Origin of the sequence: Burkholderia sp. Leaf177, assembly GCF_001424345.1 — a bacterium.
Lineage (GTDB): Bacteria > Pseudomonadota > Gammaproteobacteria > Burkholderiales > Burkholderiaceae > Caballeronia.
On record NZ_LMPF01000020.1, the window covers coordinates 50,464 to 62,572 of the forward strand.

The 12,109-nt window shown below is 55.9% G+C and carries 10 protein-coding genes; 3 read left to right on the forward strand and 7 right to left on the reverse strand.

The genetic code is table 11. From position 1 onward, the window contains the following. Positions 1–390: 390 nt before the first annotated feature. The 5 genes from ASG35_RS13830 to ASG35_RS13850 are packed head-to-tail and all read right to left on the reverse strand — an operon-like array spanning position 391 to position 5,934. Positions 391–1,608 carry an MFS transporter gene (locus ASG35_RS13830; RefSeq protein WP_056357978.1) on the reverse strand — a complete coding sequence of 406 codons (1,218 nt, stop codon included), beginning with the start codon at positions 1,606–1,608 and terminating at the stop codon, positions 391–393. Beyond that, positions 1,571–2,920: an ATP-grasp domain-containing protein gene (locus ASG35_RS31370; protein ID WP_156393161.1), complete on the reverse strand. Its 1,350-nt coding sequence runs from the start codon at positions 2,918–2,920 to the stop codon at positions 1,571–1,573. Before ASG35_RS31370 ends, ASG35_RS13830 begins: the two co-directional genes overlap by 38 nt. Next, entirely contained in the window at positions 2,812–4,020 is a 1,209-nt protein-coding gene (locus tag ASG35_RS13840) for an ATP-grasp domain-containing protein (RefSeq protein ID WP_056357984.1), read from the reverse strand. Before ASG35_RS13840 ends, ASG35_RS31370 begins: the two co-directional genes overlap by 109 nt. A 7-nt stretch (positions 4,021–4,027) precedes the next feature. After that, positions 4,028–5,032: a pyridoxal-phosphate dependent enzyme gene (locus tag ASG35_RS13845; RefSeq protein ID WP_156393162.1), complete on the reverse strand. Its 1,005-nt coding sequence runs from the start codon at positions 5,030–5,032 to the stop codon at positions 4,028–4,030. 29 nt (positions 5,033–5,061) lie between these two features. Further along, positions 5,062–5,934, reverse strand: coding sequence for a GHMP family kinase ATP-binding protein (locus tag ASG35_RS13850; RefSeq protein WP_156393164.1), 873 nt, complete (start codon positions 5,932–5,934; stop codon positions 5,062–5,064). Between the two features lie 513 nt (positions 5,935–6,447). Here ASG35_RS13850 and ybiB point away from each other — a divergent pair. Both ybiB and leuA read left to right on the forward strand, forming a co-directional pair. Then, on the forward strand, positions 6,448–7,416 hold the full coding sequence (ybiB, locus tag ASG35_RS13855) for a DNA-binding protein YbiB (protein WP_056357993.1): 969 nt from the start codon (positions 6,448–6,450) through the stop codon (positions 7,414–7,416). Between the two features lie 424 nt (positions 7,417–7,840). Next, complete coding sequence (gene leuA / locus ASG35_RS13860; RefSeq protein WP_056358821.1) at positions 7,841–9,499, forward strand: 2-isopropylmalate synthase; 1,659 nt, start codon at positions 7,841–7,843, stop codon at positions 9,497–9,499. Positions 9,500–9,618: 119 nt separating this feature from the next. Here leuA and ASG35_RS13865 read toward each other — a convergent pair whose 3' ends face one another. Both ASG35_RS13865 and ASG35_RS13870 read right to left on the reverse strand, forming a co-directional pair. After that, positions 9,619–10,014 carry a nuclear transport factor 2 family protein gene (locus tag ASG35_RS13865; RefSeq protein ID WP_056357997.1) on the reverse strand — a complete coding sequence of 132 codons (396 nt, stop codon included), beginning with the start codon at positions 10,012–10,014 and terminating at the stop codon, positions 9,619–9,621. Positions 10,015–10,060: 46 nt separating this feature from the next. Continuing rightward, on the reverse strand, positions 10,061–10,627 hold the full coding sequence (locus ASG35_RS13870; protein WP_056357999.1) for an acyloxyacyl hydrolase: 567 nt from the start codon (positions 10,625–10,627) through the stop codon (positions 10,061–10,063). Between the two features lie 396 nt (positions 10,628–11,023). Here ASG35_RS13870 and rpoH point away from each other — a divergent pair, with 396 nt between their 5' ends. Next, complete coding sequence (rpoH, locus tag ASG35_RS13875; RefSeq protein WP_056358003.1) at positions 11,024–11,959, forward strand: RNA polymerase sigma factor RpoH; 936 nt, start codon at positions 11,024–11,026, stop codon at positions 11,957–11,959. Positions 11,960–12,109 lie beyond the last annotated feature (150 nt).

Below are 12,109 nucleotides of genomic sequence, written 5' to 3' on the forward strand. Positions count from 1 at the left end.
TAACGTGCGCGGTTTGCCGTCGCGACTCAGCCGAATGGCATAGGGTCCCGGGAGCGACGCAGAAGCACGGGTAGAACAGAACGGCATCAAAAAAATCTGACGACAGCCGCCAAAGTTGGCCGCATGCGGTTTTTGCGATTTTTAGCGCGGCCGACAGGCGTGACGAAAGAAAGACAAACTCAATGCATCCGGGACTTCGACATCCACGTTGTACGAAATGGCAGTCTGGTGCAACAACACGGTGCGTGCTGATGGCGTCGATCCGGTTTCGCGTCTGCGCCGAATCCGGCTTCGTTAGCATAAGTTGGCTGCAGATTTCAGACGACTGCAGGACTCTCTATACGTCCGGTAATGCATCGAGAACAGCGAACCCAGTGGCCCCCGTTCTGCTTAAACCGCCGGCGAACGATAGCGGCTTTGACTCACCCAATACAGAACGGATGCGAAGAGTAGAACCGCACATTGAACAGATAACCAAAGCCAAAAATCTCCCGTCGATCCTTCCGCATTGCTGGCTGCGCGAGCGAACAGCATTCCGCCAGCCGCGCTGCTAACGAACGCGCCCAATCCACCAGACAGGCGCTGCAGGCCGAACGCTGTAGCAGGACTCTCGGACAGGGCGGCCACGAAGACGAGGTCGTTCTTGAGAAAGACTGAGATTTCCATCATCGTGAAGAACACAACTCCGAGCAGCAGGCTGGCGGCACTGCCGATCGACAGGAAGACCGCACCCACGGCAACCGCCAGAAACGACAGGCTGAGAATCGCGCCGTACGAACTTCGTTCGATCCGTTTCGCAACGAGCGGCTGAACGAAAATGACAAGCATCGAGTTCAGCAGCAGGATGGCCCCGAGCATCTCCGGCGGATGATTTTCAACGACATAAGGGCCGATGTAATTCTGAAAGTAAAAGTAGCAATAGAACGCCATGAAATTGAACAATAACGGCGCCGTCATTTTGGAAGCTCGACCGAACTCCATCCGCGTTGGCGATACGTAAGCACCGGTGGTGCCTGATATCCGATCGCTTGCCAACACGCGGATATGCAAGATTGTTGCCAGTACGAAGATGCCGAACGTGACACTGAACAACAGGCCCCGGTTACTCATAATAAAAAAGCTGCCAACGAGTGGTCCCAGTCCCATCCCCGCATTGAAGGCGGAATTGGAGAACGACAGAAAGATGGCGCGCTGTTCGTCGGCAAGGCCTTTGATCAAATAGGCTTTGTTGGCAGGCAGATAGATCGCTGCGCCAGCCGCGATCGTCAGCACCGAGGGGATTAAAAGCCAAAGGTATTGCGTCGACAGGACGATAAGTCCAAATCCCAGCGATCTGGTCAGCAGCCCCAGGATCATCGCTTTTTTCAGGCCGATCCGATCCGCCACCATGCCACCGACCAGTCCACCGCCAAATTGGATCAACGAGGCGACCGCCAGGATCCAGCCGACTATGCGCATGTCGGTGCCGCCGATGTTCGACAGCATGACTGGAACGAAAGGCAACACGAGAAAACTTCCGAATGGAATCAGGAACGAACAAAATAGCAATATCCTCGTGCTGTCCTGCAGTTCACGCAAACGACGGGCGCCAGAACGAACCATCTTCATACTCAATCCAGATATTTTTATAGATGCGAGCGACGTGCTCGAACAGATCGTCGTGCGACAGCGCGCGCGCACACACATAGCCCTTGCGCTGAGTGTTGTCCAAGATGTCTATAAGCAGATCGCCGGCCTCGACGTTGAACTCATATTCAATGACGGCGTCGTCTATCTTCAAGAAGCCTGGGTCGCAAACTGCCTTGACAACCCCGGCCGGCGGCAAGAAACAAAAGAAGCCCGCCACTCCGAGTTTTTGCGCGTTGGCCGAATCGACGGGCCTGCCGACCAGATTATCGAGCGCCATATCGATTTGATGTACACCGCTCGTGAGTTCGGCCATCTTCCAGATGCGGTCGCCTCCCACCCGCGTCTGGGATTCGATAAGGAATGGCCGAGCGTCGCTCCCGACTTTCACTTCAGTGTGAGCGACACCGTTCTTGAGGTCGATCGCGGACAAAAAGGTCCGGGTCAAGTTGGCGATACGCAACGTCTCTTCCGGCTCGACTCCGTAAGGCGGAACCACCGTGTGGCTGACCAGCGAATACGGATAACCGACCAGTTTCGACAGCGACATCGTGATGATGTCGTGACGACCATCTACAGAGAGCGATTCGATGCTGTAAAGCTTGTCGCTGTCGATCAGCATCTCCGCAAGAATGCCGTCGCCGCCATATTGTCCGCCCGATTTCACATAGCGCTCCAGTTCCTCGGCACTACGAATCTGATGCACGCCTTGACTTGCGGCGCCATTGATCGGTTTGACGATAATTCCAGGACCGTGTTGATCGAAGAAATGTTTCAAATCCTCCTCGGAGCGCACGCGTTTCCACGGAAGCTGCAAGTCGGGATAATCGCTGAGTTTCGCGCGCATTGTGTCCTTGTAGCGCGTGTTCAGAACGGCATCGAGATCAAGCCCGCTGATTCGCAGGTTGTCGGCGATAACGGCCGCAGTTTCAAGTCCCAACTCGCTAAAGGAAACCACCGCGGTGAGCGGAAGAGCGCGATGAATAGACTTAGCCTGCGCCAGGCAAAGTCCGATCCGCTCAATGTTTGCATCGCAGGCGTACGCACAGTCTTTCAGCAGATCGGCGTCGAAATAGGACGTGCCTTTGGTCGACCCGAGGTACGAAACGTCCATGCCGAGACCCAAGGCCTTCTCAACGAGTTCCGTCCAGCCCCCGAGAATCAGAATATGTGGCTTCGACATAGTCAAATCCTCTCGGGTGACACTCGGACTTGCAGCCTGTTTTGGGCTGCAAGCACGTTTTGTAGCGCGATCTCTGATGTTTGCCCGGAAGCCATGAGAAAGCCGACACACGCGCGCTGATCAGCGAGGCTATCTATCAGCTTGCCACGTGCAGCGGTGGGGAACAGTACCGGATCGCCAGGATAAGCTTGTAGCGCGTGAGTTCCAGTGACATCGTCGTAATAGCCTTTCGATTGCGCGTACACGAGTGACATTGCCACGCCTTTGCGCGAGTTCAATTTTTCGTCAAGCAATTGCGGCCGCTGGCCGAGCGCCATGTCGATAAACGCTTCATAAACGTTCTTACCGTAAATATCACAAAGCGCTTCGCCAATCTGGCCGCCGCCAAGCCGCGGGTTGATCTCGATGACTTCGAAACCGTTCTTCGTGAACATGAATTCGGTATGGGAAAACCCCCGCGTGTATCCGACCGTTCGAAGAACCAAATCGATCCACCCGGAAACTGACTCGTGCAACTCGGGCGGCAGATGAACCGGGAGCGATACCGCCTCCTCACGGAAATCGGGCTCGTGAGACATGATGCGGCTGGAAACCGCCAGAACCTTGGTCTCGCCCTCCCAAGTCAACGCTTCGACGCTGAACAATGTTCCGGCAAAATACGGTTCCATCGTCAGCGCGCCGCCGCGCAGATTTGCGTTGCGCGCCTGACCCAACACGTCGTCAAGTTCGGCGGCATTTCGGGCGAGCCATACATTTTGGCTACCAGTCCCCGCGAGATCTTTGACAATGACCGGATAGACGACCTCATGCCCAATGGTCGCGCGCGGGTCAATCCTGACTGCGCGCGCCGAAGACAGACCGTTGTCGTGCAACACGTTGCGTAACGAAAACTTGTCGCGTACCAACCTGATCGAGTCGGCCGGCTGCCCCGGGAAACCGAAATGATCGAACAGATCGAGCGACAACACGCTCCAGGTATCCGTCGAATTGATCAAGCCGCGTGCGCCAGCCAAATGCACGATCGCCTTTTTGAGCGCAGCGGGGTCGAACGTATCCACGTCAACGACCTTCACGTCACCCTGCCGGCTCAGTTCGTACGCGTAGACGCTGCGGTCGCGCGTCAGCAGGATTAATTCTTCCGAGCGGCTTCTGGCGGCATCGGCCAGACGGTTCAAACCAAAGGTAAGCGCCTCGAGCGCGATGATTGTCATAAGTAGCTCAATTGAATTGCGATAGCTCTCGCCGGTTCCAGCGTGCAAAGGACCACGGGAACGATATTTCGGACGCTGTTGTGATTTCGGAGGGCGCCAGCGCATCGATGTTCAGCGCCTCGGCGTGACGGCTGTACACATCGTCAACGTAGCGATGCCCGGTGTCTGCGCCAATAACGATGTACTGCCTGTCAGGGTGCTTGAGGGATTCGGCAGAGGCGACTAGATAGCCGCAGCCCGATGACAATCCTGCGAAGATTGCATGGCGTTTAAGGAGCGCCACTGTTGCGGACATCCCGTATTGAAAAGAGACCCAATGAATCTGATCGTAGAGCGCGTGCTTGACGTTTTCGAACGGAATCGCACTGCCGATTCCCGCGATGATGATGCCGGGATCATCGATTTTCTCGCTGGCAAATGTAACGCTGCCGAATGGCTGCACACCGATTAGTTCAGCCGGATAACCGGCTTCGCGCAAGCTTCGGGCGACTCCTCCGGTCGAGCATCCGGAACCGACACCGCCGACAATCGTGACCGCCTCGCCTCCAAGTTCCCGGACGATTTGTTTAGCGATGGGTTGATAGCCGTTGTAGTGAATAGTGTCATGATACTGCCGCATCCAGTACACATCGGATTCCGACGCCAGTATTTCCTTAATCCGTTCGACGCGTCGGCTCTGATCCATCTTAAGATTACCGCCAGACTGAACCTGCTCCACTTCGGCGCCAAGAATTTGGAGTTGGACCAGCAGCGCCTTGTCTACCGTTCTGGACGCGATAATACGGCACTTCATACCGTAGCGATGGCACGCGAGTGCGAGGGAGTACGCGTAGATGCCACTTGAACTGTCCAGCAGCGTATAACCCGGCTGAATGGTCCCGGAACCAAGCAGTTGCTCAATCGCGGTGAGTGTGGAGTAGACCTTGAGGACCTCGAACCGAGCGAAAGAGAGATTGTCTCGCAGCTTGATTAGCATCGGGCTCTTGACTGCATCTGCGATATGGTTAAACACGACTCCTCCAAAAAAACATCTCGATGGGTTTAATATGATGATCCCGCTTTTATAAACTTACAGGCGTATCCAATCTCGAAGAAAAAATTCGATAGATCTGCCATCAGCATAATCGACGGTTTTTTTATAAACAGAAATCCAAGCATGCTGCCGGTATGCGCCACGATCATTCCATCAGAACCAAATCGCTCTTTGTTATTAATAAATTTTTCGAAATTCTTCTTGGGAAAAACCGTTTGCGAAAGCTCAGCACTCTTCGTTGCGCAATCGCAGATACGCTGATAGTCCTCGTTGCCGATTGCCTCAATGGCGTGCTCCATATTTGTAGAATAGCGAGCCAAATTTCGATCATAGTGGTCTAGCAGCTTTCTAGTTGATTTCTCCGTATCAACTACTCCCCCCTCGTCGATGTAGCAAACGTATAAAGTGATTACATTGACAAATTGATGCACGACTTTCTGCTCACCGCTCAAATAAAGCGCTAGCGAATCCAGGAAGACGCTGTCAGAACGCTCGATATCTTTAAGAATCTCGCAAATCTGGCTAACTGGTGTTGATTTACCAAATACCGCGTCGAGACAGCGTATCGTGGCAATGATATCTGCGGTAGAACTAGCCATCCCTTTTCCGCATTCTAGCTCGCTGCGAAAGCGCCAGCTCCCGCGTGGCGCGGGTAAATCATATAAATTCAAATAGTTGCGTAGAGCTTTCAATGATTTGCTCTTTGCGCATAACTCTCTATCATCTGTTTCGTCAACATTCCGAGTAAAGTGAACCCAAGTATACTGTTCAATCGGAAGAGAGACGATCGCAATATTAAGCCTTCCGCCGTCTAAATACGGACCTTGTACCAATTCTCCAAGAGTGCCTCTGCACATGCCTGTGTATGTCTGGCTTTCCATATGTTTAAGAGATGCTCCAGTTCTCATTTTTATCAGCGCTCAAATCGATTTTCGCAACGACCGAGTGCTTCCTGATAAACGCTGCTTGCAAATATCAGTTGCCCGTTCGAAGAGATTAACGAATCGAATCAACGATTGGAATGATATTTTTGTCAAAAATTATCACTGGTCAAATGATTAATTTTGAGATGCGATCGTTCAAGCTAATGCGATCCTGTTTTTCATTGTGGCTGTCATAGCTGAACTGATATTGAAGTAAAACTCGGTACACCTATTTCGCCTGCCAGACCAATGCGCCTTTGCCTCAGTCGAGCACACCGTTTTTCTGACGGCATACGTTGAGCTCAAAAGGCGGCCCGCGGTGGATTTTGATAGCTTGGTCGCCTGCTTCGCTTGCCAGCCCGCCGCAAATGCGGTACTGAATGTGTTCCCGCATTTCACAATTGAAGCGGCTGATCGTGCACAACTAAGTGAAGACTGACGCTTGTGCGAGACGACCGCTCGGACTATTCGATGACCGACTCTGCTGCATTCCCCTGCGCCCGTTTCATCAAGGAAATCGGCCGCGGGCCGAACGGAGCCCGCGCGCTCACCCGCGAGGACACGTACGCGCTCTACGAAGCGATGCTCGACAACCGCGTCTCCGATCTCGAACTCGGCGCGGTTCTACTTGCGTATCGTGTGAAGGGGGAAACGTCGGCCGAACTTGCCGCGATGCTCGCCGCCGCGCATCGCTCTTTCGAGCCGCTGCATATTCAGAATGGCCGCGATAACGCGCGTCCCGTATCTATTCCGAGCTACAACGGCGCACGCAAGCAACCTAACCTCACGCCGCTGCTGGCGTTGCTGATCGCGCGTGAAGGTGTACCGGTGCTCGTGCACGGCGTCACCGAAGATCCCGGCCGCGTGACCAGCGCCGCGATCTTCGCCGAACTGGGCATCAAGGCATCGGCTTCCCACGATGAAATCGAAGACAACCTTGCCTCGCGGCGTCTCGCCTTTGCGCCAGTTGCCGTGCTAGCGCCGAAACTCGCACGCTTGCTGGCGATTCGCCGGATCATGGGCGTGCGAAATTCCACTCACACGCTCGTCAAGATTCTTCAACCGTTCGCGCAGCCGGGTTTGCGGCTTGTGAATTACACCCATCCGGAATACAGGGAAAGCCTGACGGGACTTTTCACCGAACATCCCGATGCCGCCGCCGGCGGCGCGCTGCTCGCCCGAGGCACGGAAGGCGAAGCCGTCGCCGATACACGCCGCCAGGTTCAAGTCGACTGGTTCCACGACGGCCATGCAGAAACGCTGTTGTCTCCCGAACGCTCGTCGCCGGAAGCGCCCGCCGTGCCGTTGCCCGAAGCCCTTGACGCGGCCACGACCGCGCGCTGGATAGAAACCGTTCTACGTGGCGAAGCGCCCGTTCCTGCAGCGCTCGCACGTCAGGCCGAGCTGATTACGGAAATTGTCAGAAGGCAAGACGGTTGACAAACCCGCGCGCCGTCGGCTAATGTGCACGAATGAGCTTTGCCCAATTCTCCTCCCTTCGAATTACTCTGGGTCGCCTAGCGCGGCCCCTATCGCTACGTCTAGCGTAAGTCGCTAAACGTGGCGCCGTGCGTTCCCAACGCCCGGTCCCTCCCGCAGTTCCCGTATCGCCCCTTTCGCAGTTCCCTTTTACACCCGTAGTCGTCTGCTTTCGTCCGTTCATCCACGGTCACGAAAAACGCGAGGATCACATGCACGCTGCATATGCATCGTTCACGTTTGTCACCGGCGTTATCCACGCCCCGGCAACACGCGAACCCAGGCAGCGCGCATTGGACCGATGCCGGCAAGCCGCCGGCCACTCGTCCGCCTCGCAACGACTGCGCTTTCACGCGTACAACGCGTTCAGCCGAGGCCCACGATGATGATGCGCAACCCTTCCGAGAAATACCGCCCTTTCCCTCAAGTCACGCTCAAAGGCCGCCAATGGCCGAATCGCGTTATCGAGCGCGCGCCCATCTGGATGAGCACCGATCTTCGCGATGGCAATCAGGCGCTGATCGACCCGATGAGCATCGACGCCAAACTTGAATTCTTCGAAATGCTGGTGGCGGTGGGTTTCAAGGAGATCGAAGTGGGTTTTCCGTCGGCATCGCAAACGGATTTCGACTTCGTGCGCAAGCTGATCACTGAAAATCGCATTCCCGACGGCGTCACCATCGAAGTGCTCGTGCAGTCGCGCCGGGATCTCATCGAAAGGACGTTCGAGGCCGTGGAAGGCGCGCCGCGCGTGATCGTGCATTTGTATAACGCGATTTGTCCGTCGTTCAGGAAGATCGTCTTCGGGATGACGAAGGACGAAACCAAGGCGCTCGCGGTGGAAGGCACGCGCATCATCAAGGAATGCGCCGCGGCGCGGCCTGGCACGCACTGGACTTATCAGTATTCGCCGGAAACGTTCAGCATGACCGAGCTTTCGTTCTCCCGCGAAGTCTGCGACGCCGTCGCGCAAATGTGGCGGCCCACGCCCGTTCACAAGATGATCGTGAATTTGCCCGCGACAGTCGAAGCAGCCATGCCCAACGTCTTCGCCGATCAGGTCGAATGGATGGACCGCAACATGGGTTATCGCGACAGCATCGTGCTTTCCGTGCATCCGCATAACGATCGCGGCACCGCCGTCGCCGCTGCGGAACTCGCGATTCTGGCCGGCGCGGATCGCGTGGAAGGTTGTCTTTTCGGCAACGGCGAGCGCACCGGCAACGTGGACCTTGTCACGCTCGCGATGAACCTGTACACGCAAGGCGTCGATCCGGGCCTCGATTTTTCGGATATCGACGGCGTGCGCCGCGTTGTTGAACGATGCAACCAGATTCCCGTGCATCCGCGTCATCCGTATGCCGGCGATCTTGTTTTTACAGCGTTTTCCGGCTCGCATCAGGACGCGATCCGCAAGGGTTTTGCGCAACGCGTAGACGGTACGGTTTGGGATGTGCCATATCTGCCGATCGATCCCGCCGATCTCGGCCGCAGCTACGACGCTGTGATCCGCGTGAACAGCCAGTCGGGCAAAGGCGGCGCGACTTATCTCCTCGAACGCGGCCTGGGCTTCACGCCGCCGCGCCGCGTGCAGATCGAATTCAGCCATGCCGTCCAGAAAGTCGCCGACTCTTCCGGTGAGGAAGTTTCCGGCGAAGCCATTTGCGCCCTCTTCAAGCGCGAATACTTCGATGCGAAAGGCCCGGCGTCACGCGCCGATGCATCGGCAATTCACTTCAACGATCGTCGTGTGACCCTGCCGGTTTCGAAGACCGCCAACGAAGCACACGCGCAGGCCGTTGCTGTTGCACTGGCTGAAGTGGCACGCGCGACCATCGATGTGACGTCGTTCGAAACGGCAGTAACGGCGAAGGGAGAGACGGCGGTTTTTATCGGTTGCCGGATTGGCGATCAGGCCGCGCGTTACGGCGTCGCCGTACACGCGAACGCGGTGCAGGCAATTAGCGACGCGATTATCAGCGCAGTGAATCGCGCGCGCTGGACGGGACAAAAGGCAGTGGAAGACGAAGCGGTCGCGGCTTGAACGCTTACCTAAAGACGTAGCAGGCGACGTAAAGGACCGGCATGGCGTCCAGCGCTCATAAAGCGTTTCGGTTCGGCCACCGGCTCCCAGGTGCCAAATCTAACGGCATCGAACCGGCGCTAATCCAGCGCCACGCGCGTCGCCTGCATCGCAATCAGCTTGTATTGGCCATCGACATGAAGATGAACAGCCGTGTACGCAATCGGAAACAGCAGCGCACCGTTTTTCGATTCCATCTCGATCAGCGCGCGCCCATGCACAATCCACGTGTCCTGGCCGCCCGGCATGAGATCCTGCGTCTGGATCTCGATTTGCCGATAGCGCCGGCGTCCGGCCGTGATTGCATCGATAAACTGTCGCTTCGACTCACGCTTGCCATTGGTGTGGACATAGCTGGCGTTGTCGGCCAGAAGCGCGTCGAGCACTTCGCCGTCGCCGTCGACCATCGCGCGAAAACGGCCGCGCTCGAGTTCGCGAATTGCCTCAGTGGGCGTATCGGTGGGTTGTGCCGGCATCGATCGGTTCCTCTCACGCGCGAGGAACCGATGGACGCGGTTCCCGTCAGAAGTTGTACTGCAAATATATCTGGCTGAAATTTATACCAGGATTCGGGTGTTCGATACCGGCGTTGGATAAATGCTGAAACCGGAAGCCAGCCTGGTAGTTCTGGCGTGCGCCGAACTGCGCGCCGACGCCGACCATATCGGCGAACTGGAACGACGACGAAAACGTCCGGTCCTGCGTTTCCCGCACGTGCGACAAGAGCCGTACGCCAACGCCCGCTTCCACATACGGCCGGAACCAGCCAGAACTCTTGATAAAACGAAATACTGGCGTCAGGCCAAATTCCCAGATGTTCGGATGCGCTGCATTGCTTTCGCGAATGTCCCAGTAAGCGACGTGCGCCTCGCCGACGACCGTGAAATGGAACCCGCCAATTTCCCACCACGTCAAGTTCGGGTCCCAGACAACGCCGACATCCGCTTTGCGGACATCGTGATCGGCGACCCCACCAGCGACCTGCACACCGAACTGGTCAGCTTTGGCGCTAGCTGAAACCAAGGCAAGAGCCCCCAGCAAGGCGCCATAAAAAGAGCGTTTTTGCCAAACACTTTTGTTCTTCTGCATGAACTACTCCGGAGCTGGTTTCTCGGAACTCACTCACCGCGAAGGCGGCACCGTCGCCATTTTAGAGACGGTCTTAAAAAAAAGCTCAGAACAGTTCTGCGGAATGTTGGAAATACGGAATTAAGTTTCGTCGATCGGGGATTCAGGAGGTAAATCGTGCAAAAGCTTGCGAATTTCTTTCGGTAAAATTGACAAGGAACTCGTTTCTCCTTGCGAAATCAAACGAAATAGTTCGGGGAAGCACGTACAGGCTATTGGAGCATCCGTTCTAATAGCTTTTGGGGAACTCCCATGCATTTCACCCCTCTAATCTTTAGCACTCGGAATACCAGAGTGCTAATATCGTGGCTAGACCCGGTTTTCATCGGGTTTTTTGTTGATAAGGAGCAGACAAGCGTGACCAATGCGATAACCCTTCCGATTACTGGACACTCGGCGTCGGCCAAGGCCGCTTCGGCAGGTGCGCTCACGTTCGCGCAGTCGTCCATGTTGACTGGTCAGATCGGCAACATCGACGCCTACATTTCGGCTGTCAACCGGATTCCGATGCTTACGCCGTCGGAAGAACGTCAGTACGCCACTGAATTTCGCGAGAACGACAACCTCGATGCTGCCCGTCAGCTCGTATTGTCGCACTTGCGCCTGGTCGTTTCCATTGCGCGGAATTATCTGGGCTACGGCCTGCCGCATGCAGACTTGATCCAGGAAGGCAACATCGGCTTGATGAAGGCTGTAAAGCGTTTCGACCCGGAGCAAAACGTACGGCTCGTTTCGTACGCCATGCACTGGATCAAGGCCGAGATTCATGAATACATTCTGCGCAACTGGCGCACGGTGAAGGTTGCGACCACGAAGGCGCAGCGCAAGCTGTTCTTCAACCTGCGCAGCCATAAGACGGGGCACAACGCGTTCACGCCGGGCGAGGTCGATAGCCTTGCGAAAGAGCTGAATGTGAAGCGCGAAGAAGTCTCGGAAATGGAAACGCGTCTTTCCGGCGGCGATATTGCGCTGGAAGGTCAGATTGACGACGGCGAAGAGTCGTACGCGCCGATCGCATATCTGGCGGATTCGCATAACGAGCCGACTAACGTACTGGCATCGCGTCAGTTCGACAAGTTGCAGAGCGAGGGGTTGTCGACCGCGCTCGAATCGCTCGATGAACGCAGCCGCAGGATCGTTCAGGCGCGCTGGCTGGAAGTGGAAGACGACGGCTCGGGCGGCAAGACGCTGCATGAACTCGCCGATGAGTTTGGTGTATCGGCTGAGCGGATTCGTCAAATTGAAGCCAGCGCTATGAAGAAGATGCGTTCGGCCTTACACGAATACGCTTAAAGCGTAGGTAGAACAGTTGGAAATTGCCTGCTGTCGAAGGACAGCGGGCTTTTTTTCGTCCGGAGTTTTCTCGCGGCACGGCTTCGCTTTTCCCTTCGAGCTAAAGAAAAGCGCCCGGAGAGTGACCTCCGAGCGCCGTTCTCATGCATT